This window comes from Streptomyces sp. NPDC127100 (assembly GCF_042724095.1).
Taxonomy (GTDB): domain Bacteria; phylum Actinomycetota; class Actinomycetes; order Streptomycetales; family Streptomycetaceae; genus Streptomyces.
Window position 1 is genome coordinate 1 of sequence record NZ_JBHXFL010000073.1, and the last position, 24,563, is coordinate 24,563.

Annotated in this window: 18 protein-coding genes and 1 pseudogene; 6 read left to right on the top strand and 13 right to left on the bottom strand. The window is 72.8% G+C overall.

The genetic code is table 11. The annotated features are described in order from the left end of the window. Positions 1-175 precede the first annotated feature (175 nt). Positions 176-1,513, top strand: a pseudogene (locus ACFWJB_RS34205) (glycoside hydrolase family 15 protein); the annotation flags it as partial. Positions 1,514-1,537: 24 nt separating this feature from the next. On the opposite strand, the gene ACFWJB_RS34210 reads toward ACFWJB_RS34205, so the two are convergent. From ACFWJB_RS34210 to ACFWJB_RS34225, 4 genes are read right to left on the bottom strand one after another with little or no spacing between them, the layout of a single operon-like run. After that, positions 1,538-2,668, bottom strand: coding sequence for an XdhC family protein (locus ACFWJB_RS34210; RefSeq protein ID WP_386927136.1), 1,131 nt, complete (start codon positions 2,666-2,668; stop codon positions 1,538-1,540). Further along, positions 2,661-4,811 carry a xanthine dehydrogenase family protein molybdopterin-binding subunit gene (locus tag ACFWJB_RS34215; RefSeq protein WP_386927138.1) on the bottom strand — a complete coding sequence of 717 codons (2,151 nt, stop codon included), beginning with the start codon at positions 4,809-4,811 and terminating at the stop codon, positions 2,661-2,663. Before ACFWJB_RS34215 ends, ACFWJB_RS34210 begins: the two co-directional genes overlap by 8 nt. Next, the gene (locus ACFWJB_RS34220) at positions 4,808-5,800 is read right to left on the bottom strand and encodes an FAD binding domain-containing protein (RefSeq protein ID WP_385467199.1); all 993 of its coding nucleotides are present in this window, start codon (positions 5,798-5,800) and stop codon (positions 4,808-4,810) included. Before ACFWJB_RS34220 ends, ACFWJB_RS34215 begins: the two co-directional genes overlap by 4 nt. Then, positions 5,797-6,378 (bottom strand): 2Fe-2S iron-sulfur cluster-binding protein, encoded by a 582-nt coding sequence (locus ACFWJB_RS34225; RefSeq protein WP_386927140.1) that lies wholly within the window; start codon positions 6,376-6,378, stop codon positions 5,797-5,799. The genes ACFWJB_RS34220 and ACFWJB_RS34225 overlap by 4 nt, the downstream gene beginning before the upstream one ends. A 206-nt stretch (positions 6,379-6,584) precedes the next feature. Between ACFWJB_RS34225 and ACFWJB_RS34230 the strand changes: the two genes are divergently transcribed. Then, entirely contained in the window at positions 6,585-7,175 is a 591-nt protein-coding gene (locus tag ACFWJB_RS34230; protein ID WP_385467205.1) for a TetR/AcrR family transcriptional regulator, read from the top strand. Here ACFWJB_RS34230 and ACFWJB_RS34235 read toward each other — a convergent pair. Then, the gene (locus ACFWJB_RS34235; protein ID WP_385467208.1) at positions 7,138-7,899 is read right to left on the bottom strand and encodes a response regulator; all 762 of its coding nucleotides are present in this window, start codon (positions 7,897-7,899) and stop codon (positions 7,138-7,140) included. The two genes, ACFWJB_RS34230 and ACFWJB_RS34235, sit on opposite strands and share 38 nt — an antisense overlap. Next, on the bottom strand, positions 7,896-9,557 hold the full coding sequence (locus ACFWJB_RS34240) for an ATP-binding protein (protein ID WP_386927157.1): 1,662 nt from the start codon (positions 9,555-9,557) through the stop codon (positions 7,896-7,898). Before ACFWJB_RS34240 ends, ACFWJB_RS34235 begins: the two co-directional genes overlap by 4 nt. Before the next feature lie 320 nt (positions 9,558-9,877). Here ACFWJB_RS34240 and ACFWJB_RS34245 point away from each other — a divergent pair, with 320 nt between their 5' ends. Genes ACFWJB_RS34245 through ACFWJB_RS34255 form a run of 3 tightly spaced genes read left to right on the top strand, consistent with a single transcriptional unit; the run spans position 9,878 to position 12,886 of the window. Continuing rightward, a complete protein-coding gene (locus ACFWJB_RS34245) occupies positions 9,878-10,864 on the top strand; it encodes a Bug family tripartite tricarboxylate transporter substrate binding protein (protein ID WP_386927159.1) in 987 nt (328 codons plus the stop codon). After that, positions 10,861-11,397, top strand: a complete 537-nt coding sequence (locus ACFWJB_RS34250) for a tripartite tricarboxylate transporter TctB family protein (RefSeq protein ID WP_385467211.1) — start codon at positions 10,861-10,863, stop codon at positions 11,395-11,397. Before ACFWJB_RS34245 ends, ACFWJB_RS34250 begins: the two co-directional genes overlap by 4 nt. A gap of 1 nt (position 11,398) precedes the next feature. Further along, positions 11,399-12,886 (top strand): tripartite tricarboxylate transporter permease, encoded by a 1,488-nt coding sequence (locus ACFWJB_RS34255; RefSeq protein ID WP_386927143.1) that lies wholly within the window; start codon positions 11,399-11,401, stop codon positions 12,884-12,886. 90 nt (positions 12,887-12,976) lie between these two features. On the opposite strand, the gene ACFWJB_RS34260 is transcribed toward ACFWJB_RS34255, so the two are convergent. Then, positions 12,977-14,185 (bottom strand): MFS transporter, encoded by a 1,209-nt coding sequence (locus ACFWJB_RS34260; protein ID WP_386927145.1) that lies wholly within the window; start codon positions 14,183-14,185, stop codon positions 12,977-12,979. 77 nt (positions 14,186-14,262) lie between these two features. Between ACFWJB_RS34260 and ACFWJB_RS34265 the strand changes: the two genes are divergently transcribed. After that, positions 14,263-14,787 (top strand): MarR family winged helix-turn-helix transcriptional regulator, encoded by a 525-nt coding sequence (locus ACFWJB_RS34265; RefSeq protein WP_386927147.1) that lies wholly within the window; start codon positions 14,263-14,265, stop codon positions 14,785-14,787. Between the two features lie 166 nt (positions 14,788-14,953). Here ACFWJB_RS34265 and ACFWJB_RS34270 read toward each other — a convergent pair whose 3' ends face one another. From ACFWJB_RS34270 to ACFWJB_RS34295, 6 genes are all read right to left on the bottom strand, one after another. After that, the gene (locus tag ACFWJB_RS34270; RefSeq protein WP_386927149.1) at positions 14,954-16,066 is read right to left on the bottom strand and encodes a methyltransferase; all 1,113 of its coding nucleotides are present in this window, start codon (positions 16,064-16,066) and stop codon (positions 14,954-14,956) included. Between the two features lie 125 nt (positions 16,067-16,191). After that, positions 16,192-17,181, bottom strand: a complete 990-nt coding sequence (locus ACFWJB_RS34275; protein WP_386927151.1) for a methyltransferase — start codon at positions 17,179-17,181, stop codon at positions 16,192-16,194. Continuing rightward, entirely contained in the window at positions 17,181-17,903 is a 723-nt protein-coding gene (locus tag ACFWJB_RS34280; protein ID WP_385467247.1) for an alpha/beta fold hydrolase, read from the bottom strand. Before ACFWJB_RS34280 ends, ACFWJB_RS34275 begins: the two co-directional genes overlap by 1 nt. An 89-nt stretch (positions 17,904-17,992) precedes the next feature. Beyond that, positions 17,993-21,256, bottom strand: coding sequence for an amino acid adenylation domain-containing protein (locus ACFWJB_RS34285; protein WP_386927153.1), 3,264 nt, complete (start codon positions 21,254-21,256; stop codon positions 17,993-17,995). Positions 21,257-21,272: 16 nt separating this feature from the next. Continuing rightward, positions 21,273-21,485: an MbtH family protein gene (locus ACFWJB_RS34290; RefSeq protein WP_385467232.1), complete on the bottom strand. Its 213-nt coding sequence runs from the start codon at positions 21,483-21,485 to the stop codon at positions 21,273-21,275. A 67-nt stretch (positions 21,486-21,552) separates the two neighbouring features. Next, positions 21,553-24,563: amino acid adenylation domain-containing protein (locus ACFWJB_RS34295; protein WP_386927155.1), on the bottom strand; the 3,011-nt coding region annotated here is incomplete at its 5' end.

Sequence of the window (24,563 nt, forward strand, 5' to 3'; positions counted from 1 at the left end):
GGGGCCGGGGGGGGGGGGGGGGGGTTGCCCGGGGTCGGCGGGGGGGGGGGGGGGGGGGGGGGGGGGGGGGGGGGGGGGGGGGCCCGGGGGGGGGGGGGGGGGGGGGGGGGGCGCGCGGGGCGGGGGGGGGGGGGGGGGGGGGGGGGGGGCCCCCCCCCCCCCCCCCCCGACGGCTCCCCGCCGGGAGGAAGGGGTGTGGCGGGCGGAGGCCGAAGGGCTGCGGATGCGGCTGGGCGGCGCGCCGGACGCGGTGCCGCGGCCCGGCGAGGGGCTGGTCGGCGAGTTCCGGCTGCGCGAGGGCGAGTCGCACGACGTCGTGCTGGAGCTGTCCGCGGGGCCGGTGAGTGAACCGCTCGACGCGGACGCGCTGTGGCGGGCCACGGAACAGGAGTGGCGGCGGGTGGTCCCGGACTGCTCACGGCTGGTCGCGCCCCGCGACGCCCGGCACGCGTACGCCGTCCTGCGCGGGCTGACCAGCGTCTCCGGGGGCATGGTCGCCGCCGCCACCACGTCCCTGCCCGAGCGGGCCAACACCGGACGCAACTACGACTACCGCTTCGCCTGGCTGCGCGACCAGTGCTACGCGGGTCTGGCCGTCGCCGCGCACGGACCGCATCCGCTGGCCGACGACGCCGTGCGGTTCGTCGCCGAGCGCATCCTCGAGGACGGTGACGGGGTCCGTCCCGCCTACACCGTCGACGGCCGGCCGGTCGGCGGGGACCGTTCCCTGCGGCTGCCGGGCTATCCCGGCGGCAGCGACCACGTCGGCAACGACGCCGGGGCCCAGTTCCAGCTGGACACCTTCGGGGAGGCGCTCCAGCTCTTCGCCGCGGCGGCCGCGCACGACCGGCTGACGAAGGACGCGGAACGCGCCGCGGCCGTCGCCGTGGACGTCGTGGAGCGGCGGTGGCTGCGGCCGGACGCCGGGCTGTGGGAGCTGGAGGACCGCTGGTGGACGCACTCCCGGCTCAGCGTGGTGTGCGGACTGCGGCGCATGGCGCAGGTCCTGCCCGGCGGCGCGGGACGGCGCTGCGACGCTCTCGCGGAGACCGTGCTGCGGGAGACCCGGCGCCGCTGCCTGCGTCCCGACGGGCGCTGGCGCCGGGCCGCCGACGACGACGGGGCCGAGGCCGCCCTGCTGGTGCCGATGGCCCGCGGCTGCGCGTTCGGCGACGACGGCGGGGCCGCCACCCGCGCCCACATCGAGTCCCGGCTCGGCGAGGACGGGTACCTGTACCGCTTCGAGCACCCGGGCGAGCCGCTCGGCGACGCGGAGGGGGCCTTCCTGCTGTGCGGGTTCACCATGGCGCTCGCCACCCACCGGCACGGTGACCGGGTGGGCGCGTTCCGCTGGTTCGAGCGCACCCGGGCGGCCTGCGGACCGCCCGGGCTGTTCGCCGAGGAGTACGACGTGCGTCAGCGGCAGCTGCGCGGCAACCTCCCCCAGGCCTTCGTGCACGCGACGATGCTGGAGGCCGCGGTCCGGCTGGCGGGCGCCTCGACGCTGCCCTGACCCGCCGGGCCGCGCCCCGGACCGTCAGGCGGCCGCCCCGGAAAGACCGCCGTGGATGGGTGCCGCTCCGCCGGTCAGCGGCCGGCCCGTTCCGCCGCGCCGGACGGCGACGATCTCCGCGGCGATGGACAGCGCGGTCTCCTCCGGTGTGCGCGCGCCGAGGTCCAGGCCGATGGGCGACCGCAGCCGGGCCAGCTCCCGCTCGCCCAGGCCCGCTTCGCGCAGCCGTCGCTCGCGGTCGTCGTGGGTGCGCCGCGAGCCCATCGCGCCGACGTACGCGACCGGCATCCGCAGGGCCTCGGTCAGCAGGGGTACGTCGAACTTGGCGTCGTGGGTGAGGACGCACAGCACCGTGCGCCCGTCGGTCGGGGTACCGCGCAGATAGCGGTGCGGCCAGTCGACGACGACCTCGTCGGCCTCGGGGAAGCGGGCCCGGGTGGCGAAGACGGGCCGGGCGTCGCACACGGTCACGTGGTGGCCGAGGAACTTGCCGGCGCGCACCAGCGCCGCGGCGAAGTCGACAGCGCCGAAGACGATCATGCGGGGCGGTGGCACGCGGGACTCGACCAGCAGCGTGAGTCCACCGGGGCAGTGCGAGCCGTCCTCCGACAGGCCGACCGTTCCGGTGCGCCCCGCGTCGAGCAGCGCCCGCGTCTCGGTCAGCGCGGTGCGGTCCAGGTCGGGGTGACCGCCGAGTCCGCCCTCGTGGGAGCCGTCGGCGCGGACGAGCAGTGCCCGCCCGAGGAGCCCGGCAGGGCCCCGCACGACCCGGGCGAGGGCGGCGGGTTCGTCCCGGACGGCGGCCGACAGCGCCGCCCGGAGCACCGCCCGCAACGGCGAGCCCGCCCCGACCGGGGTGACCAGCACGTCGATGACTCCGCCGCAGGTCAGCCCGACGGCGAAGGCGTCCTCGTCGCTGTACCCGAAGCGTTCGCGCACCGTCTCGCCGTCACGCAGGGCCGCGGTGCACAGGTCGTACACCGCGCCCTCCACGCAGCCCCCCGAGACCGAGCCGAGCGCCGTGCCCTCGCCGTCGACGGCGAGGGCCGCGCCGGGACCGCGCGGCGCGCTGCCGCCGACGGAGACGACGGTGGCGACGGCGAACTCCCGGCCCTCCTCGATCCAGCGGTGCAGCTCACCGGCGATGTCAAGCATCCGCCGCTCCCCCGTCCACCGGCACCGCCGCCGTCAGCACGCGGTCGGGCCGGATCGGCAGGCTGCGGTGGCGGACGCCCGTGGCGTGCCAGACGGCGTTGGCGACGGCCGCGGCGGCGCCCACGATGCCGATCTCGCCGACGCCCTTGATGCCGACCGGGTCGTCCGGGTCGGGGTCGTCCACCCAGTCCGCCTCGATGTCCGTCACATCGGCGTGCGTGGCGACGTGGTAGCCGGCGAGGTCGGGTCCGTAGAGGCCGCCGGTGGCCCGGTCGCGGACCGCCTCCTCGTGCAGGGCCATGGAGATGCCCCAGACCATGCCGCCGACCAGCTGGTTGCGGGCGGTGAGCGGGTTGACGATCCGGCCCGCGGCGAAGATGCCGAGCATGCGGCGCACCCGCACCTCGCCGGTGGCGGTGTCCACGGCGACCTCGGCGAACTGCGCCCCGAAGGAGTGCCGTTCCTTCTGCGCGAGGGCGCCGAGGGCGGCGGTCGTGTCGGAGCGCACGGTGATGCCCTCGGACGGGACGGCGGTGCCGAGGGCGAGCCGCTCGCGCAGTTCCGCGGCGGCGGCCGTGATCGCCCAGGCCCAGGAGCGGGTGCCCATGGAGCCGCCGGCGATCATCGCGGGTCCGAAGTCGCTGTCCCCGATGCGGACGTGGACCCGGTCCGGCGTGACCTCCAGCGCGTCCGCGGCGATCAGGGTGAGGGCGGTGCGGGCGCCGGTGCCGAGGTCGGCGGCGGCGATCCGCACGGTGAAGGTGCCGTCGGCCTCCGCGGTCAGCAGGGCCGTGGAGGGCCCGGCGCCGGCCGGGAAGGAGGCGGCGGCCGTGCCGGTGCCCAGCAGCCACCGGCCGTCGCGGCGCACGCCGGGACGCGGGTCGCGGTCCGCCCAGCCGAACCTGCGGGCGCCCTCGCGGAAGCAGGCGGCGAGGTTGCGGCTGCTGAAGGGCTGCCCGGAGACCGGGCCCGCCCCGGGCTCGTTGCGCAGACGCAGTTCGATCGGGTCGACGCCGCAGCGCTCGGCGAGTTCGTCGAGCGCCGCCTCGATCGCGAACGACCCCGGCGCCTCGCCCGGCGCCCGCATGAAGGTCGGGGACGGCACGTCGAGGCGTGCGACGTGGTTGGCGGTGCGGTGGGCCTCGGCGTCGTACATCACCCGGGAGACGCCGGCGCCGGGCTCGACGAACTCGTACACCGTGGACGTCTGGTTCAGCGAGAGGTGCTCCAGGGCGCGGAGCCGGCCGTCGGTGCCGGCGCCGAGCCTGATGCGCTGGACGGTGGGGCTGCGGTACCCGGCCAGCGAGAACATCTGACGCCGGGTCATGACGACGCGCACCGGGCGCTGGAGCGCGGTCGCGGCCATCACGGCGGCCACCTGGTGGGCACGCAGCCCCTTGCTGCCGAAGCCGCCGCCGATGTGCTCGGAACGCACCCGCACGGCCGACTCGTCGAGGGAGAACAGCTTCACGAGTTCGTCCTTGACCCAGGTGGTGCCCTGGTTGGAGTCGACGACCTCGAGCCGTCCGCCGTCCCAGAGCGCGGTCGCCGCGTGCGGCTCCATCATGCTGTGGTGCTCTTCGGGGGTGGTGTACTCGGCGTCCAGGACGACGGCGGACGCGGCGAGGGCGGCGTCCGGGTCGCCCTTCTGCGTCTCCGCCGGCATGTGCCCGCCGACGGGGTGCGCGTCGGGGTGGCCGGGGCGCAGCGTGGTGTCGTGCGGCTCCTCGTCGTACGTCACGACGAGGGCCTCGGCGGCCTCCCTGGCCTGCTCGGGCGTCTCGGCGACGACGAGGGCTACCGGCCACCCGGCGTGCGGCACCCGGTCGTGCTGGAAGACGGCGGCGGTCGGGTCCGGCGGGCCGCCCAGCAGGCCGATGTAGTCGGTGTCGAGGCGCGGGGCGTTCTGGTGGTGCACGACGGTCAGCACGCCGGGCATGGCGAGGACCGCCTCCGTGTCGAGGGAGCGGATGCGGCCGCGCGTGACGGTGGACAGCACCAGCCAGCCGTGGGCGAGGTCCGCGAAGGGGATCTCGCCTGCGTAGCGGGCCGCTCCGGTGACCTTGTCGCGGCCCTCCACGCGGGTGTGCGCGGTGCCGACGGCGCCCTGCACCGGCGTACGGCCGGTCGTGGCGGTGGTCATCGGGCGGCCTCCTCGGCGAGTTCGGTGAGCACGGCGATCACGAGGTTGCGCATGAGGGTCACCTTGTACGCGTTGTCGGGCAGGGGCCTGGCCGCCGCCAGTTCGGCGTCCGCGGCGGCGGCGTAGGTGTCGCCGTTGGCGGGCGAGCCGGTCAGCACGGTCTCGGCCGCGCGGGCCCGCCAGGGACGGGAGGCGACGGCGCCGAGGGCCAGCCGTGCCTCGCGCACGACGCCGTCCTCGATGTCGAGCGCGGCTGCGGCCGACCCGATCGCGAAGGCGTACGAGGCGCGTTCGCGCACCTTGCGGTAGCGGGAGCGGGCGGCGACGGGGGCGGGCGGCAGGGTGACGCCCGTGATGAGCGCGCCGGGCGGCAGGGCGGTCTCCCGGTGCGGGGTGTCGCCGACGGGGAGGTAGAGGTCGGCGAGCGGCAACTCGCCCGGCCCGTCGGCGGTCTCGTAGCCGACGACCGCGTCGAGGGCGGTGAGGGCGACGCCCATGTCCGAGGGGTGCACGGCCACGCAGTGGTCGGACGCGCCCAGGACGGCGTGGTTGTGGTGTTCCCCGGTGATCGCGGGGCAGCCGCTGCCGGGGACGCGCTTGTTGCAGGGCTTGCTCACGTCGGTGAAGTAGCCGCAGCGGGTGCGCTGGAGGAGGTTCCCGCCGACGGTGGCCATGTTGCGCAGCTGCCCGGAGGCACCGGCCAGCACGGCCTGGGCCAGCACCGGGTAGCGGCGGCGGACTTCGGGGTGCGCGGCGAGGTCGCTGTTGGTGACGGTCGCGCCGATACGCAGGCCGCCGTCGGCGGTCGGCTCGATCCCGTCCAGGGGGAGTTCGCGGACGTCGACGAGCAGCGCGGGCCGTTCGACGCCGGTCTTCATCAGGTCGACGAGGTTGGTGCCGCCGCCGAGGAACCGGGCGTCCGGGTCGGCGGCGAGCAGTGCCACGGCGCCGTGGACGTCGTCGGCGCGCCGGTAGCCGAATTCCCTCATGCGGCGGCCTCCTCGGCGTTCCCGGTCGTGGTGCCGTCGCCGTGGGCCTCGGCGGCGCGGGCGACGGCCCGGACGATCGAGACGTAGGCGCCGCAGCGGCAGAGGTTGCCGCTCATGCGCTCGCGGATCTCGTCGGGGGTGAGGGGTGGTGGTCCGGCCTCGGGCCGCACGTCGTCGGTGACGGCGCTCGGCCAGCCGGCGGCGTGCTCCTCGATGACGGCGACGGCCGAGCAGATCTGGCCGGGTGTGCAGTAACCGCACTGGTAGCCGTCGAGGTCGAGGAAGGCCTGCTGCACCGGGTGCAGCCGGTCGCCCTCGGCCATGCCTTCGATGGTGGTGATCTCGCGTCCCTCGGCCGCGACGGCGAGGTTGAGGCACGAGACGGCGCGGCGCCCGTCGACCAGGACGGTGCAGGCGCCGCACTGCCCCTGGTCGCAGCCCTTCTTGGTACCGGTCAGGTCGAGGCGCTCGCGCAGGGCGTCGAGGAGGGTGGTGCGGTGGTCGACGGTCAGCTGGTGCTTCTCGCCGTTGATGTTCAGGGTGATGGCACTGGACGTCGACGAGGGCGCTGGGGCCATGGTCAGCCTTCTCTGGTGTCTGGTGACAGGGAAAACGGGCTGTAGGCGGTGGATGTGTCCATGAGCGGACACCGGACGGTCCCGCCGCCCGGCGTCCGCCGCTAGAGTGGACGGGAAACGGACAACTGTCCGCTCACTGGAAACGTAACGGACAGTTGTCCGCTTAGCAAGAACGGGATTCGGCCACGGACCCGGGAGGAGGACGGGTGTCGCAGTCGAAGAGGGACAACCCGACCGGTCCCCTGCGCTCGGACGCACAGCGCAACCGCGAGCGGATCCTGCGCGTGGCCACGGAGGAGCTGACGCGCTGCGCGGACGCGCCGTTGAGCGCCATCGCCAAGAAGGCGGGCGTCGGGCAGGGCACCTTCTACCGCAACTTCCCCAACCGCGAGGCCCTCGTCCTGGAGGTCTACCGGTACGAGATGCAGCAGGTGGCCGATGCCGCACCCCAGCTGCTGGCCACCCGGGAGCCCGTCCGGGCCCTGCGCGAGTGGATGGACCGCCTCGCCGGGTTCGCCATGACCAAGGCCGGCCTGGCTGACGCGATCCGGCTGGTCACCAGCGCGCCCGGCAGCCCGGAGAAGCCGCATCCCACCCCGGTCATGGACGCCGCCGCGCTCCTGCTCCGCGCCAACGAGGAGGCCGGCACCATCCGGGCCGGGATCACCGCGGACGACTTCTTCCTCGTCATCGGCGGTCTGTGGCTCATCGGACCCGGCGAGGACTGGCAGCCGCGGGCCACCCGGTTCCTGGACTTCGTCATGGACGGGCTGCGGGCGGGAGCGCCAGGCCGGTGACCGCCTCCCGGAAGCGGTAGCGGCGTTCGGGGCGGCCCGTCGACCCGTAGCGCAGGGAGACCTCCGCGCGGCCGACGGTGTGGAAGTACTCCAGGTAGCGGCGGGCACTGACCCGGGAGACGCCGGTCAGCGCCGCGCATTCGCTGGCGGACAGCGTGCCCTCGGCGTCGCGGAGGGTGCGTTCGACCAGCCCGGCCGTCTCCACGCTCATTCCCTTGGGCAGCGCCGGGACCGGGGCGGCCGGTACCGCCGCTCCGGCCAGGACGCGGTCCACGTCGGCCTGGCCGCGTACGACGGTGCCGAGCAGCCGCCCCCGCCGGCCGGCGTAGCGCTCCAGCCGGACGCGCAGGTCCTCGAAGTCGAATGGTTTGAGCAGGTAGTCGACGACCCCGTGGCGGACGGCGCCGCGCACCGTGTCCGCCTCCCGGGCCGCGCTGATGACCATGACGTCGCAGTCGTGACCGGCGGCGCGCAGCCGGGTGACGACGTCCAGGCCGAAGAGGTCCGGCAGGTACAGATCGAGCAGGACGAGTCCGGGCCGGAGTTCGTCGACGGCCGCCAGGGCCTGCTCGCCGGTACCGGCGACTCCGACGACCCGGAAGGGCTCGACGCGTTCGACGAAGGCGCGGTGGACCCGGGCCACCATGAAGTCGTCGTCGACGACGAGCACGCCGATCGCGCCGGTCGTGGCGGTGGCGCGGCCGGTGCCGCTCGTCCCCTTCATGGTGCTGCTCCTTCCGCCACCGCGTCGGTGAGGTGGCTGACCGTCATGCGTGCGGTGAACACGGCCCCTTCACGGGTGTTGGTCACCGAGATCTCGCCGCCGTGGCGTTCGCAGACGAGCCGGGTCAGCGCCAGGCCGATGCCGCGCTCGCCCTGCCGGGCGGCCTTGGTGGTGAAGCCGTGCGAGAAGACCTCGCGGGCCAGTTCGGGCGCCACGCCGGGCCCCGAGTCGCGGACCACGATCTCCACGCTGGAGGCGTCCTGTCTGAGCTCGACCTCGACCCAGGCGGCGTCGCCGGCGGACGTCGCGGCGGCGTCCACCGCGTTGTCGACGAGGTTGCCGACCACGGTCGCCACGTCGGCGGCGTCCTCCGGGGCGAGCCGGCCCAGGGCGGTGCGCTCGGAGACGCGCAGGGCGACCCTGCGCTCGGCCGCGAGGGAGGACTTGGCCGTCAGCAGCGCGGCGACGGCGGTGTCGCGGACCCGGCGGCTGAGGGTGACGTCGAGGGACTGGCGACGCCGGCTGAGCGCGCGGATGTAGCGCACCACCTCGTCCTGCTCGCCGATCTGGATCAGCCCGGAGATGGTGTGGAGCTGGTTGGCGAACTCGTGGGCCTGGGCCCGCAGCAGCTCCGAGGTGCTGCGGAAGGCGCCGATCTCCCGTTCCAGGCGGGCCAGTTCGGTGCGGTCGCGCAGGGTGGTGACCGAGCCGAGCGCACGGCCGTCCTTGGTGACGGTCATGCGGTTCATGACCAGGACCCGGCCGTGGCGGACGACGACCTCGTCGCGCCGTCCGTCCGTCTCGCGCCGGTCCGCCGCGTCGGCCGTGGCGCCGGTCAGGACGTCCAGCAGCCGCCCGTCGATGCCCAGGCCGTCCAGGCTCTGGCCCACGCAGTCCCCGGGCAGGTCGAGCAGGCGCCGGCCCATCTCGTTGACCAGGGTGATCCGGTGCTGCGGATCGAGGGCGACCACGCCCTCGGCGATGCCGTAGAGCATCGCCTCCCGGTGCTCGGCGAGCCCGGTGATCTCGCGGGGTTCCAGGCCGAGGGTCTGCCGTTTGACGCGCCGGGCGAGCAGCCAGGAGCCGGCCACACCGAGGCCGCTGGCGATGCCGAGGTAGGCGAGGAGGTAGGAGGAGGCACCGCCGAGCCGCTGCCACACCGTGGGGTCGGCCTCGCCGACCATCACCGTGCCGAGGTGCCGGCCGAGGGTCGCCCGGGTGTCCCCGAGCACCGGTACCCGCGCGACGAGTTCCCGGCTGCCGCCCAGGGTCAGCGCCCCCGACCAGCCGCGTCCCTCGACGGCGCCGTCGGCGAGCGGCAGCCGGGTGCCGACCACCGTCGGGTCGGTCGAGCTGACGATGCGGCCGCCGGCGTCGGCCACCGTGACCGACGTGACGCCGGACTGGGTCCGCGTGGCGTTCACCAGCGGGGCGAGGGCCTCCTGCGGTACGGGGCGCGACAGCTGACTGCGGACCAGCGGGGTGGCGGCCAGCTGTTCCGCCAGGGCGGCGACGCGGCGGCCCTCGACCCGGTTGAACGTGGCCTTCGACTGGGCGAGGGAGACGGCGGCCACCCCGAGCAGCACCACCACGACGATGGCGAGCTGGAGGACCAGCATCTCGCCCGCGAGGGTGTGACGGCGGAAGGTGGGGGCCACGGCGTACTCGATCTCGGCTGACGGGGGCAGGAGGGTCGGGGCGGGGTGCCGGGTCGCCATCATGGCGCCCACCTGCGGCGAAGGAAAGGGATGTGCCGTCTTCGCAACGAACCGGCGATGTGCCGGTGATACGCGCCGCCCCGGCGGGCGGTGACCGGCGGCGACCTGTGAGGCGCCGGACGGGCGACCGCAAAGACCACAACCTCCCTTGGTTCCGCAAGGAGGACACACCGCCGGACCGGGGGCACCATGTGGCCCACGTCACCCTCCCCCACAGGGCTTCCCGTACCGACCTACCCAACCGACAGGTGGTGGCATTCGTGCGCCTGCGCACCCCCCTTGCCGTGCTCGGGGCCGCCGTGCTCGTCCTCGCCGGTCCCCCGCTGCTCTCGACGGGCAGCGAGTCCGGGGCCGGCACGCAGATCCCCGGCCTGCGCTTCATGGTCCCCAACACGCCCGGCGGCGGCTACGACATCACCGCCCGCACGGCCGCGAAGAACGCCGAGGATGCCGGACTCACCCACGACATCGAGGTGTTCAACCTGCCCGGCGCGGGCGGCACGGTGGGCCTGAGCCGGCTGGTGAGCGAGCACGGCAACGGCAAGCTCGCCATGTCCATGGGACTCGGCGTCGTGGGCGCCGCCCGCTCCAACCACGCGCCCAAGACCCTCGCCGACACCACGCCGATCGCGCGGCTCACCGAGGAGCAGGACGTCGTCGTGGTCGCCAAGAACTCCCCGTACCGGACGATCGACGAGCTGATCACCGCCTGGAAGGAGAGTCCCGGCAAGATCCCCGTCGGCGGCGGCTCGTCCCCGGGCGGGCCCGACCACCTCGCGCCGATGCTGATGGCGCAGGCCGCCGGGATCTCCCCCAGGTCCGTCAACTACATCCCCTTCGACGGGGGCGGTGAGCTGCTCGCGTCGATCCTCGGCAACAAGGTCGGTTTCGGGGTCTCCGGCGTCGGTGAGTACCTGGACCAGATCAGGGCGGGCGAGCTGCGGGTGCTCGCGGTGACGGGCCCGGAGCGTGTGGACGAGCTCGAGGACGCCCCGACGCTCAAGGAGTCCGGCTACGACGTGGACTTCACCAACTGGCGCGGCATCGTGGCCCCGCCCGGCCTGACCGACGCGGAGCGGAACAAGCTGACCCGCCTGGTCGAGGAGCTGCACGACTCCCCCGAATGGAAGAAGTCCCTGGAGCAGAACGGCTGGGACGACGCCTTCCTGACGGGTGCGGAGTTCGGCTCGTTCCTGGAGGTCCAGGACCAGCGTGTGGTGTCGGTACTGAAGGAGCTGGGACTGTGACGACACGGACCGAGACGTCCACGGAGCCGGCCGCCGTGCGGCGTTCGTGGCTGCGCGACCACTCCGAACTGGGCGTGTGCGTCCTGCTGCTGGCGCTCGGCGTGCTGGTGCTGACCGACGCCCTGACCATGGACGTCGACATCACCCAGCGGGGTCCGGTCGGCCCGAAGACCGTCCCCGTCGTCGTCGGCGCGGGCCTGCTGGTGATCGCCGCGCTGCTCGCCGTCGACGTCCTGCGCGGCGGCCGGGGCGAGGCCGAGGGCGGTGAGGACGTCGACCTGTCCGAACCGGCGGACTGGCGCACGGTGCTGCTGCTGGCCGGGATCTTCCTGGGCGCGGCGGTGCTGATCGAGCCGGCCGGCTTCCCCGTCGCGGGCGCGCTGCTGTTCTGGGGGGCCGCGTTCGCCCTCGGCAGCCGGCGCGTCGACCGCGATCCGCTGATCGCCGCGGTGCTGTCCCTGATCACGTACGTCGTCTTCGACAAGCTGCTCGGAGTTCCGCTGCCCGGCGGTCCGCTGATGGGAGTGCTGTGACATGAACGCCCTGAACTCCCTCCTGGACGGCTTCGGCACGGCCCTCACTCCGCTCAACCTCCTGTGGGCCGCCCTGGGCGTCCTGCTCGGCACGGCCATCGGCGTGCTGCCCGGCATCGGCCCGGCGATGGCCGTGGCGCTGCTGCTGCCGGTGACGTACGGGCTGGATCCGGTGGCCGCGTTCATCATGTTCGCGGGCATCTACTACGGCGCGATGTTCGGCGGGTCGACCACCTCCATCCTGCTCAACACCCCTGGCGAGAGCGCCGCGGTGGTCGCGGCCATGGAGGGCAACCCCATGGCCAAGGCGGGGCGCGGCGCACAGGCACTGGCAGCCGCCGCCATCGGTCACTTCGCGGGCGGCATGATCGGCACGATCCTGCTGGTGGTGCTGGCGCCGACGGTCGCCGACCTGGCGGTGGACATCGGTGCCCCCGACTACTTCGCCATCATGGTGCTGGCGTTCATCGCGGTGACCTCGGTGCTGGGCTCGTCGCGCATCAGAGGCCTGGCCTCCCTGCTGATCGGCCTGACGATCGGCCTGGTGGGTCTGGACCAGATGACCGGCCAGCAGCGGCTGACCTTCGGCTCGCTGCAACTCGCCGACGGCATCGACGTGGTGATCGTCGCGGTCGGTCTCTTCGCGATCGGCGAGGCGCTGTGGGTCGCGGCGCACCTGCGGCGCGGTGCGGCCGAGCCGATCCCGGTGGGGCGCCCCTGGCTCGGCCGCGGCGACGTGCGGCGGACGTGGAAGTCGTGGCTGCGCGGCCCGTTCATCGGCTTCCCGTTCGGCGCGATCCCGGCGGGCGGCGCGGAGATCCCCACCTTCCTCTCCTACGTGACGGAGAAGCGGCTGTCGAAGCACAAGGACGAGTGGGGCAAGGGCGCCATCGAGGGCGTGGCCGGTCCGGAGTCGGCGGCGTCGGCCTCGGCGGCGGGCACGCTGGTGTCCATGCTGACCCTGGGGCTGCCGACCACGGCCGTCGCGGCGGTCATGCTGGCCGCCTTCCAGCAGTACGGCATCCAGCCGGGCCCGCTGCTCTTCGAACGGGAACCCGAGCTGGTGTGGGGCCTGATCGCCTCCCTCTTCGTCGGCATGGTGCTGCTGCTCGCGCTCAATCTGCCGCTGGCACCGGTGTGGGCCAAGCTGCTGCGCATCCCGCGGCCCTACCTCTACGCCGGGATCATGTTCTTCGCGGCGGTCGGCGCGTACGCCGTCGGCGGCGAGGTCGTCGACCTGGTGATCCTGCTGATCATCGGCCTGGTCGGCTTCGGCATGCGGCGCTACGGCCTGCCGGTCCTGCCCGCGGTGATCGGCGTCATCCTCGGCCCCAACGCCGAGCAGCAGCTCCGCCGCGCCCTGCAGATCAGCGACGGCAGCGTCTCGGGCCTGGTGAACACGCCGTTCGCGGTGACCGTGTACGCGGTGATCCTGCTGCTGCTGGCGTGGCCGGTGTTCAAGGGGGCGGTGCGGCGCGTCCGCGCGTGAGGCGTTCCCCGCGGCACCGCACCCGGAGTCCCGACGGGGCCCCGGGTGCGGTGCGTTCCGGGCGGCGCCCGGGACCCGGCGGGCCGGATCTCAGCCGGCCCGCTCCAGGTCGCGCACTCCCCGGGCGGCCAGCGCGACGAGCGACACTCCGGAGATCACCGCCGCGACGACGAGCAGCCACGTCTCGAAGCCGACGGCGGTGGCGACCGGGCCGGTGAGGGCCAGGCCCACGGGGCGGGCCACGAAGGAGCCGACCGTGTCGAAGGCGTAGACCCGGGCGAGTTTGTCCTCCGGCACATGGCTCTGGATGGACTGCTCCCAGTACACGTCGAACATCTGCAGGCCCAGTCCGTGCAGGAAGGCGCCGAGCAGGACGGGCCACAGCGTGTCGGAGAGGGCCATGGCGAGCGGGAAGAAGCCCGTGAACGCCAGCAGGACCACCCCGGTCGCGAGCGGGCGCCGCGGCCGTATGCGGAGGCAGAGCAGGCCGCCGGTCACGAAGCCGGCCATCAGGACCGACAGGGCGAGTCCCCAGGCCGACCGGCCGAGTCCCTGGCCCACGACGACGGGACCGAGCACCGCCTGGGCCCCGCCGTAGAAGAGGTGGTAGAGGAGGGCCTGGAGGATCAGCAGCCAGAGCCAGCTGTGCCGCATCACCTCCCGCAGGCCGTCCTTGAGGTCCGCCACCGCCGACGCGGCCCGGGGCGTGCGGACGTGGGGGACGCGGAGACGGGCGAAGGCCGCCGCGGCGAAGGCGAAGGTGCAGGCGTCGGCCACGACCGCCCATCCCGACCCCACGGCGGCGACCAGTACTCCCGCCACGGCGTAGCCGACGGTCGAGGCGCCGGTCTGGAGCAGCGTGCGCAGGGCCACCGCGTCGCCCAGTTCGTCCTGCGGCACGACCAGCCGGGTCATCGCCATGGCCGAGGGGCGTCCCAGCGCGGAGACCACGCCGCCGAGTCCGCCCAGGACCGCGATCAGCGGGATGGTGGCGACGTCCAGCAGCAGCGCGCCGGCCAGCCCGCCCATGACCAGGGCGCTGACGACCGACGCCCCCGTCATCATGAGCTGCCGCGAGACCCGGTCGCCCAGGACTCCGCCGGCGAGGGTGGTGACGACCTGGCAGGCCGCGAACGCGGCTTCCACCAGGCCGAGCTGGACGACCGATCCCCCCAGGTCGAGGACGGCGAACGCCAGGGCGACCGGCGTGATGGCGTTGCCGAGCGCGTTGACCGCGGTGCCGGCCACCAGGTACCGGAAGCCGGGGTGGCGCAGGACTCGATGACTTCGTCGCTTCACAGCGGGGAAGGTATTTCGGTGCCGAAATTCTCGTCAACCAGTTATTCGGCAGCGAAGGGAATGTCTAGAATCCTCGCATGGAGCAACCTCGCCCCGACCTGCCGCACGACTGGGCGGACGGCCACGTCGACCGCTGGCGGGACCACTGGATCGGCATCGACTTCGACGACGAGGTGGAGGCGATCACGGTCCGGCTGGACCGGATCCGGCGCCACCTCAAGCGGACCACGCGCCGCGCCGTCGAAGGGGCCGGGCTCCAGATCCACGAGTACGAGACGCTGCACCACCTGATGATCCGGGACACCCCGGGCCGGGCGACCCCTTCCGCGCTGGCCGCCGATCTGGGGGTGAGCGCCGCCGGGACGACCGGCCGGCTCGACGCGCTGGAGAGGGCCGGCTGGGTCCGCAGGGCACCGTCCGCCGACGACCGGAGGCGCGTCGACGTCGAGGTGACCGACACCGGCCTCGCCGTCTGGAAGCGCGCGATGGCGCTCCGCGGCCGGGCCGAGGGCGAGCTGTTCGCCGCCCTCACGGCACGGGACCGCACCTGTCTCGCCGCGCTGCTCAAGCAGCTGACCCTCCGCATCGAGGGCACCGGCTGACCGGCCCTTCCCGGGCGCCCCTCCGGCACCCGCCCGAGCGGCCCGGGGACCCGGGCCGGCCCAGGAGGGAGAGCCGCCCACCGGGTCCGTGCGTTCCGGTGGAAGGTGGCCCACGGGGCCTTGGAACGTCCGGTCCGGTGGGCGGCAGGGCAGCGAGGTACGGAGGTCACGCACGGCCTGCGAGCAGTACCCGGTGCATCGGCGTGTCCAGCAGGGCCGTGCGGCGCAGGCCCGCATCGGCGAGCCACTGGTCGTAGTCCTGGATCGTGTAGGCGTCGCCGCCGCCGGTGGCCAGCATGGACGCGGCGAACAGCCGGGAGAAACGGTTCTGGGTGTTGGCGCCGCCGGCGTCCTCGTCGACGATGTGGTCGACGATCGCGATGAGGCCGCCGTCGGTGAGCCCCTTGGCGGACTTCAGCAGCAGCTCGTGTGCTGACTCGGGTGTCTGCAGGTGGAAGATGTTGACGAACAGGGCGAGGTCGGTGCAGCTGCCCCAGTCGTCGGCCCAGAAGTCGGCGGTGAGCGGCTCGAACCGGTCGGCGACGCCGAGCCGTTCGGCCTGTGCGACGGCGATCTCGATGATCCTCGGGGCGTCGAGGCCCCGCGCCGTCAGCCGCGGGAACGCCTCGAGGAGCAGGTGGCTGTAGATGCCGGTGCCGCAGCCGACGTCCAGCAGGGTGGCCTCGGCGTCCTGGCCCCAGCCGTGCTCGCGCAGGGCGGCGGCGAGCACCGCGACGACCGGCGGGGCCCAGAAGTTGATGCCGCGGGCAAGGGCGGCGTAGTCCTCCTCGGATATCTGGTTGACCTGGGCGCCGCCGAGAGCACTGCGGGCGCCGTCGCGCACGTTGTCGGCGAGGTGTCGCCATGCGTGCCAGGCGATGTTCCGGTCGTGGGTGATCTTCCCGGCCAGACTGAACAGACCGTCGGGCGCGAAGACGCCACGCAGGGCGGTCGGCAAGGTGTAGACGGCCTGGCCGTCGGCACCCCGCTCGCGCTGGAGGATGTCATAGGCGTGCAGCCCGTCCAGCAGGACGCGGGTGGCCCGCAGATCGGTACCGAGGGTCTCGGCGAGGTGAGCGGCGGTGTACGGGCCGGCACCGAGAGCAGTGAACACGCCGAGGTCCTGGGCGGCCTCGATGACTCCGGGCGCCCACATGCCGATCAGGTGCTCGTAGACACGGTGGGTGGCGCGGGCCTCGGAGTCGTCCACGGACAGCAGTCGCGTGTCGACGAGCGGGGTGTGGTTGACGGAGGCGGTGAGGTCGACGGGCCCGGTCATGTCGGGTCAACTCCTCTGGCCGGTGGAGTGTTCGGGCCCGTGATGTGGCGTGTCGTTCATGGAGGAAGCTCCGTTCTGCTGCATGACGTGTTGTTCATCCGTGGGGTCTTGCCCACCCATGGCGACTACCTTTTGTGGCCGATCACCAAGTGCTTCTCGCCGCCGGCCCTGCGCACTTCGCAGTCACTGAACCCGGCCCGCTCCAGCAGGGCGATGAACTCGGCGCCCGTACGGTGCTTCCCGGCCATCTCGATGTGCATCACCAGGTTCATCGCGGCGGTGGCCAGCGGACCGCTGTGGTCGTCCTCGAAGAGGCGGTCCATGATGAGGACCCGGCCGGGCCTTTGGCACGCACGGTATGCCTTCTCCAGCAGCATGACGCAGGTGTCGTCGTCCCAGTCGGAGAGGATGTAACCGAAGGCAAGGCAGTCGCCGCGCGGGAGTTCGTCCGCGAAGAAGTCGCCGCCGACGAAGTCGAGGCGGTCAGCGACGGGATGTGCCTGGGCGTCCTCGCCGACCAACGGACCGACCACCGGCATGTCGAAGACTGTGGCCCGCAAGGTCGGGGCGCCGAGCAGCGCCGCCACGGCGAACGGGCCGGTGGCCCCGCCGACGTCCACCAGATGCGTCGCCCCCGCCATCCCGGCCAGGGCGGCGAGCTCCTGCGACATGCCGAAGCTCAAGTCCCACATGGCGCGCATGAAGGCCCGCAGCGACTCGGTGTCGCGGTACACGTCGTCGAACGGGGACGCCTCCGTGGCGGGCTTTCCTTCGGAGAGGTAGGTGTCCAGGCGGCCGAGGCGGCCCGAGGTCTCCAGCGTGAGGTGCTCGATGAAGCCGCCCAGGTACCGGGTGCTGCGGCGGTCGAGGAACGGCGCCGCGTCGGAGGTCAGGGAGTATTCCCCGCCCGCCGCGCGTTCCACGACGCCGAGGGAGGTCATGACCAGCAGCATGCGCTCCAGGGTGTCCTGGTCGATGTCGAGGCGCTCGGCGAGGCACTCGACGGTGCCCCGGCCGTCCTCGATGAGGGATGTGAACACCCCGTGCTTGACGGCGCTGTGGAGCACCGGAGTGGAGATGAGTCCGTAGACGGCGTTCTCAAGCGCACTGGGCATCATCGGTCTTGCTCCTCGATCACGTCGATTTCTTCCACCAGTTGGGCCAGCTCTCGCGGATGGCTGACGTGCGAGGCGTGACCCGCGCCGGAGATCTCGGCGAAGCGGCCGTGCGGCAGCAGCTCGGCGAGCCGCTGTGCCACGACCCTGTGGTGCGTGGCTGACCGAGAGCCGGCCGCCACCACGGCAGGGGTGGGAAACGTCGCCGGGTCGAAGCTCGGGACGTCGACGGCGGGGTCCGTCATCTCGGAGATGAGGGCCGTCCCGTCCGCGGCAAGGTCGGACGGCCGTGCGCGTGCCACGTGCAGCCGGCCTGCCGGGCCCAGAACTTCGGCGAGCATGGCCCGTGTCGCCTGCTCCGGCCCACCCTCCGCGGCGCTGCGCACGGTCTGCTCCCACGGGTCGTCGGCGGGCCACCAGGGCAGCCAGCGCACCGGGGGTTCCACGGCGACGATCCCGGCGATGCGCGACGGGTCCGCGGCGGCGGCGGCCATCGCCACCAGGGCGCCGTAACTGTGGCCGAGTACGATCGGCGCCACGTCCAGCTCGGCCAGGACCGTGCGAAGGTCGTGCACGTGCACCTGGTAGTCGACGTCCGCGCCTCCGAGCGGGCGGGATCTTCCCCAGCCGCGCCGGTCGTAGCCGAGGACCGGACGGTCTCGCAGGTGGTCGGCCACCCGGCGGAACGCGTCGCTGCGGTCGAGGGAACCGTGCACGATCATCACGGGCCGGGCAGCCTCACCTGTCCCGTCTCCCAGAGCGCTGACCACTGGTCGCGCCCGGTCCGTGCCGGTCTGTATCGCTCTGCCGTTCACTGAGCCTCTCGCCCCTCGCTCACGAGCCGCACCAACCCGGCCAGGGTCGGTTGGTCGAGCAGTCGCTGTACGTCGAAGACCACGCCGAAGCGTTCCTCGGCGGCCGCCATGAACTCGGCCATGGCCAGCGAGTCGCCGCCTGCGGAGAAGAAGTCGGTGTCCAGCTTCACGCGGACCTGCGGCACGCGCAGGCACGACGAGAACAGCTGGGCCAGCTCCCACGTGATGCGGGTGGCCCTTCCGCCGGTGTCCGGCACGGATGCGGCAGGTACGGACGCGGCAGGTACCGCGCGTACCGGTACCGGAGCCGCGGTAGCGGCCGAACCCACGATCCGGACGGCTTCGTTCCCGGGCGTCGCCGTCTCGTGCTTCTCCCCCACCTTTCCGTTCGAGGTGAGCGGCAGCTGGTCCGTGACGGTGAACGTCGCCGGAATCATGCCGAGGTGCAGACGCTCGGCCAGGTGGCGACGTACCGCCGACTCGTCCCAGGAACCGGACCGCTCGGGTACGACGAAGGCGTGCAGCCTGTTGTCGCGCTCGACGGCGTGGCAGGAGGACACGCCGGGGGCCTTCTCCAGCACGCGCTCCACCTCGTACAGCTCGACGCGCTGCCCCCGGATCTTGACCTGGCGGTCGCGGCGGCCGACGTACTCCAGAGAGCCGTCCTCCCGCCAGACGCACAGGTCACCGCTCCGGTACATCAGCCGTCCGGCCCGCCCCGCGAAAGGGTCGGGCACGAACGAGTCGGCCATGAGGTCAGGGCGCCCCAGATAGCGGCCGACACCGATACCGGCGATGTACAGCTCGCCCGGAATCCCGGGCGGCAGCAGCCGGTGTTCGTCGTCCAGGACGTAGACACGCTTGCCTGCCACCGGGCGCCCGATCGGCGGGTCGTCCTCGCCGGCGCACTCGTGCCAGGTGGACCAGACCGCCGTTTCGGCGGGCCCGTACAGGTTGAGAAGCCTGCGGCCCGGCGCCGTCCAGCGGTGGACCAGGCCGCCGGGCAGCCGCTCGCCCGCGAAGGCCGCGATGCGCAAGTCGGGCAGCGGATCGTGCGCGAGCACCGACCACACCGACGGCGTCAGGATGGCGGCGCTCACCCGTCGTTCACGCAGCAGCCGTAGGAGCGGCGGGCCGGGGGTCAGATGTGCGGTCCGCGCGACGACGAGCGTCGCCCCGCACAGCAGAGCGAGGACGACTTCGGAGATGCAACCGTCGAAGTTCAGCGACAGGAACTGCAACACCCGGTCCTGTGGCCGGATCCGGAACACCTTGCGCTGGGCGATGTGCAGGTTCGACAGCGCCTCGTGGCTGTTGGCGATGGCCTTCGGCCGGCCAGTGGTGCCGCTGGTGAACACGACGTAGGCGGTATTGCCCGGCGCAACGCCGGTGATCGGCGGAGCGGAGGCGCGTACTGCCGGATCGAGTCGCACGACGTCGGCCCGGACACCCAGACCCGCGATCCGGTCGCCGGTGGCGTCGTCGGTGATGACGAGCCGGGCGGAGGTCTGCTCCAGCATGGTCTTGAGGCGCTCGCCGGGGCAGTCGGCAGCGGCGAGCAGGAAGGCGCCTCCGGCCTTGGCCACGGCGAGGATGGCGACGACGAGCCGCACGGAGCGTTCCATGCTGATCGCGACGACCGTCTCGGGCTCCACGCCCAGGTCACGCAGCCGGTGAGCGGCACCGTTGGCCAATGCGTCGATGTCCGCGTACGAGTAGGCGACGCCCTCGTCCTCGACCGCCGGGCTGTCCGGCGTCAGTCGGGCTCGCTCCTCGAAGAGCAGGTGCCAGCAGACCTGGGCGGCGCCGTCGTCGGCGCCGGTGTCGTTCCACTCGGTGATGATCTGGTGCCGTTCGAGATCGCTGACCGTCTTGGCTTCCGGCACCGCGTCGGCCACCGGAGCCCTCGTTGCCTCGGCTGTGGAGGGAAGGCCGGCCGACGGGCCGTCCTGTGCCTCGGCCTGGGGCGTACGACCGACCCGCACCGCTGCCCGGTGCCGGGAGCGGGTGTTGCAGTGAGGCCCCCATTCCACCGGGTCCGGGTCCACCGGCGAGAGCCCGAAGTGCTGGTAGCGCTCGATGAAGCCGAGGATCGCCCAGCGCGCCAGGCGTTCGGCGAACGGCGCACCGAGGCAGTAGTGCGGGCCGGAGCCGAATCCGAGGTGGCGGCCCTCGCTGCGCGCAACGTCGAAGGCGGTGGGGTCGGTGAACTTGCGGGGGTCGAGGTTGGCCGCGGCGAGCAGGACGAGGACTCCGTCCCCGCCCTTGAGCCGCGCGCCACCGATCTCGACGTCGCGCACGGCATGCCGGCCCACGTACTGGCTCGACCCGTCGATCCGCAGAGTCTCGGCCACGGCGGAGTCGACGAGCGCGGGGTCCTGCCGCAGCCGGCGCAGTTGCTCCGGGTTCTCGGCGAGCAGCAGCAGTCCGGTGGAGACGAGGTGCGTCAGGGTCTGGTAACCGCCGGCGACGAGGACCAGCGCGTTGGCGGCGACGAGTTGGAGCAGTTCGGCGGGCGGTTCCTTCGAGGGATCGGTCTCGAAGTCGTCCCGCAGGGCCGTCGCCAGGGTGGTGACGAGGTCGTCGCCGGGCGCCGCGAGGCGATCGGCGGCCAGCTCGCGCAGCCCGGCGAGCGCCTTCTCGAGGAGCGGGACCGTCTCCAGGTCGGCTCGGCTCGGGAAGGTGGAGACACTGCTCAGCAGTCGCTCGTAGGAGTCGGCCCACGCCGTGAGTTCCGCACCGCGGCCCGCCATGCCGAGCAGATGGGTCATCAGGTGCTCGGGCAGCCGTTCCGCGAAGTCCGCCACCAGATCGATCGTTCCGGCGTCGGGCAGCGTGTCCAGTACCTTGCCGGCGATCGCACGCAGAACCGGGTCGTGCCGGCGCATGCTGGCTGGTGAGAACTCGCCGCGGAGGGCGTTCCTGACCCGGGTGTGCTCGGGCGGGTCGTTGAAGAGGAACTGCGCGGACAGCATCTCTGCGGTTGGCGCGATGCCGCTCATGCCGCGTGCCGACAGGTCGTCCGGGGCGTGGTGGCGCACGGACGAGAACGCCCGGTGGTTGGCGAGGATCTCGACCGACTCGGCGTACCCGGAGCAGACCCAGACGCCTCCCACCTCGTCGTAGAAGACGGGCGGAAGCTCGGAAATCGCCTCCCAGTAGAGCCGGGGGTCGGCTATGACCTCAGCGCGGCGCAGATTGTGGATGCCGTGCCGCGCACGGTCGTAGCCGGCAGCGGAACGGGGGATCGGGGACCGCACGCTCTTCCCCATCTCCTTACTTGTCGGCCATGCGCTGCGCGAGGCTGCGCGGGCGCATGTCGGTCCAGTTCTCCTCGATGAAGCGCAGGCATGCCTCGCGCGTGTCGCTCGGGTGCGCGATGGTCCAGCCCGCAGGCACGTTCACGGAGACCGGCCAGACCGAGTGCTGGTTCTCGTCGTTGACGAGCACCACGTACGTGCCGTCCGGGTTCTCGAAGGGGTTCGTCATGCCGGGCTCCTTGGTGGCGTGATGGATGGGGGCTTGATGGATGGGGGCTTGATGGATGGGGTCTTGCTCACGGGTTCTGGTTCCGAAGGGCGCGGGACAGGATCCCGCCCACCGGCTCCAGGATGTGCGGCATCAACATGTCATCGTGGCTGCACGGGACTTGGTGCTCGTCGACCCGTCCAGTGACGTGCGCCGTCCAGGCGTCGCGTCCCTTGCCGGGGGCGGTTCGGGCACCGTCCCGGCCCAGCGCCGCCGTCAGCAGCAGCAGGTCGCCGCGGAACACGGCCGGTGTGAACGCCGCGCCGATGCCGGCGTTGTGCCGCAGCGTGTGCGCGAACGTACGGAGGTCGTCCGCCGTCAGGTTGGCCATCACCGCACCGACCTGCTGGAAGAACGCGCTCAACGCGTCCGGTGTCAGCGGCTCGTTCGCACCGACCGTGGGGATGGCGTCAGGATCGTAGCCGGCGTTCGCGGCGATCATCCTCAGCATCTTGTCCTCGTCCGCGGGCACCGGCTCGTCGCCGTCCTCTGCCGCGGCCGGGAAAGCGTCCAGCAGTGCGAGGAGTGCGATCTCCTCACCCTGCTGCTGGAGTTGAGTGGCCATCTCGAAGGCGACGAGGCCGCCGAACGACCACCCGACGAGGTGATACGGCCCCTTCGGCTGCACCGAGCGCAGCTGCTCGACATAGTCCGCGGCCATCACCGAAAGCGTGGCCGGGGGTTCCGCGCCCTGCAGCAGGGTGCGGGCCTGGAGGCCGTACAGCGGGTGGCCCGGCGGCAGGTGATCCTTGAGATGGTAGTAGCCCCAGCTGTGTCCACCCGCCGGGTGGACACAGAAGATCGGTGCCCGATTTCCTTCCAGGTGCAGCGGCAGTAGGACGTCGCCCTGTGCCTTCGCCGCCCCGCGCAGCCGCTCGGCGAGCCCGGCCACGGTGGGCGCCTCGAAGAAGTCCCTGGGCTGCAACTGCGCGCCGAGGGCGGCACGGATCCGCCCGATCAGGCGCATCGCGAGCAGGGAGTGCCCACCGAGGGCGAAGAAGCTCGTGTCGCTGCCGACCCGGGTGACATCCAGGCCGAGGACCTCGGCGAAGAGGCCGGCGATGATCTGCTCGCGCGGGGTGCCGGGGGCACGGGTGGGGGTGGTGGTGCGGGTGTAGTCGGGTGCGGGGAGTGCCTTGCGGTCCAGTTTCCCGTTGGGTGTCAGTGGCAGTGCGTCCAGGGTGACGACGGCCGAGGGCACCATGTGTTCGGGCAGTGTGAGCCTCAGCTGGTCCCACACGTTTCTCTGGTCGAGGTCCTTGCCGTCCTCGGGCACCACGTATCCCACGAGCCGGTGGTCGGTGGGCCGGTCCTCGCGGATCACGACGGCGGCGCCGGCGACGGCGGGGCATGCGGTCAGCGCGGCTTCGACCTCGCCGAGTTCGATGCGGAATCCGCGCAGTTTGACTTGGTCGTCGGTTCGGCCCAGGTAGCGCAGGGTGCCGTCGTTGTTCCAGGAGGCGAGGTCGCCGGTGCGGTACATGCGGGATCCGGCGGGGCCGTAGGGGTCGGCGACGAACCGCTCCGCGGTCAGCCCCGGCCGGTTCAGGTAGCCGCGGGCGAGTCCCGCCCCCGCGAGGTACAGCTCACCGGCCACGCCCGGCACGACCGGACGCAGCTCGGCATCCAGCACGTACACCCGTGTGTTCGAGATCGGACGGCCGATCGACGGAGCCGTTGCGTCATCGGCACGGTTCAGCTCGGCGGCCGTCGACCAGATGGTCGTCTCGGTGGGCCCGTACACATTCGTCACCGACCGGCCGAGCCCGCGGAGCGTCTCCGCCAGGGTCGCGGAGACGGCCTCGCCGCCCACCAGCACACGGCGCAACCCGAGGCCCGTCGCGCCGGACGCCGCCGACAGTTCCCGCCAGAGCGAAGGCGTCGCCTGAACGACGGTGACCTCGGCCTCGGCGATCAGCGCGACCATGGCGAGCGGCTCGTTCGCCACCGCGGCCCCGGGCAGCACGACCCCGGCGCCGCACAGAAGCGGCAGGTAGATCTCGAGCCCGGCGATGTCGAATGCGATCGTCGTCACGGACAGCAACCGGTCCCCTTCCCTGACACCGATCCGGCTCTTCATGTCGTCCATGAAGTTGGCGAGGCCTCGGTGGGGGACGGTGACGCCCTTGGGTGTGCCGGTGGAGCCGGATGTGTAGATGACGTAGGCGGGGTGGGCGGGGTCGGGTGTGGTGTGCGGGTTGGTGGGGTCCAGTGTGGCTGTGCGGGCCTGGAGGGCGGGGTCGTCGAGGTAGACGGTCGGGGTGCCCTGGCTCCAGATGTCGGCGGTGGTGGTGTGGGTGAGGACGAGGGTGGGGTGGGCGTCCTGGACCATGAAGCGGATGCGCTCCACGGGATAGCCGGTGTCGATGGGAAGGTATGCCGCTCCCGCCTTGAGGACCGCCAGGAGGGCGGTGATCATCTCGGGTGAGCGGGGAAGGGCGAGGGCGACGATGTGTTCCGGGCCGGCGCCCCGCTCGACCAGGAGCCGCGCCAGACGGTTGGCGCGGGTGTTGAGCTCGTCGTAGGCGATGTGGGTGCCGTCGCAGATCAGGGCGACGGCGTCCGGAGTGGCCTCGACCTGAGCCTGGAACAGCTCCACAAGCGTGCCCGAAGGGAGGGCAGTGGCGGTGTCGTTCCACTCCTCCAGCAGGCGGTGCCGCTCCTCCTCGGACAGCACATCGACCGCGGCGACGCGCTGAGTGGGATCGTCCGTGACGGCGCGCAGCACCCGCAGCAACCGCTCCACCAGAGCCGTCATCGTGGCCCGCTCGAACAGGTCGGTACGGTAAGTGAGGGAGCCGACGACCCCGTCCGGCGAACCGTCCCCGCCGTACCGCTCGGCCAGGCTCAGCGCCAGATCCGTGCGCGCCGCATGGACGTCTGCGGGCCGCACCGAGGCCTGGACATTCGCGAACTTCAGTGTCGTGCGCGGGGTGTTGTTGAAGGCGAGCATGACCTGGAAGAGGGGGTGGTGGGCCAGGGACCGTGTCGGGTTGACCGCTTCGACCAGACCCTCGAAGGGCACGTCCTGATGGGAGT

What these genes read in the sequence shown, in the direction of transcription:
- ACFWJB_RS34210 (WP_386927136.1), bottom strand. Translation starts at nt 2,668, where the DNA reads ATGCTTGACATCGCCGGTGAGCTGCACCGCTGGATCGAGGAGGGCCGG.
- ACFWJB_RS34215 (WP_386927138.1), bottom strand. Translation starts at nt 4,811, where the DNA reads ATGACCACCGCCACGACCGGCCGTACGCCGGTGCAGGGCGCCGTCGGC.
- ACFWJB_RS34220 (WP_385467199.1), bottom strand. Translation starts at nt 5,800, where the DNA reads ATGAGGGAATTCGGCTACCGGCGCGCCGACGACGTCCACGGCGCCGTG.
- ACFWJB_RS34225 (WP_386927140.1), bottom strand. Translation starts at nt 6,378, where the DNA reads ATGGCCCCAGCGCCCTCGTCGACGTCCAGTGCCATCACCCTGAACATC.
- ACFWJB_RS34235 (WP_385467208.1), bottom strand. Translation starts at nt 7,899, where the DNA reads ATGAAGGGGACGAGCGGCACCGGCCGCGCCACCGCCACGACCGGCGCG.
- ACFWJB_RS34255 (WP_386927143.1), top strand. Translation starts at nt 11,399, where the DNA reads ATGAACGCCCTGAACTCCCTCCTGGACGGCTTCGGCACGGCCCTCACT.
- ACFWJB_RS34265 (WP_386927147.1), top strand. Translation starts at nt 14,263, where the DNA reads ATGGAGCAACCTCGCCCCGACCTGCCGCACGACTGGGCGGACGGCCAC.
- ACFWJB_RS34270 (WP_386927149.1), bottom strand. Translation starts at nt 16,066, where the DNA reads ATGACCGGGCCCGTCGACCTCACCGCCTCCGTCAACCACACCCCGCTC.
- ACFWJB_RS34275 (WP_386927151.1), bottom strand. Translation starts at nt 17,181, where the DNA reads ATGCCCAGTGCGCTTGAGAACGCCGTCTACGGACTCATCTCCACTCCG.
- ACFWJB_RS34280 (WP_385467247.1), bottom strand. Translation starts at nt 17,903, where the DNA reads ATGATCGTGCACGGTTCCCTCGACCGCAGCGACGCGTTCCGCCGGGTG.
- ACFWJB_RS34290 (WP_385467232.1), bottom strand. Translation starts at nt 21,485, where the DNA reads ATGACGAACCCCTTCGAGAACCCGGACGGCACGTACGTGGTGCTCGTC.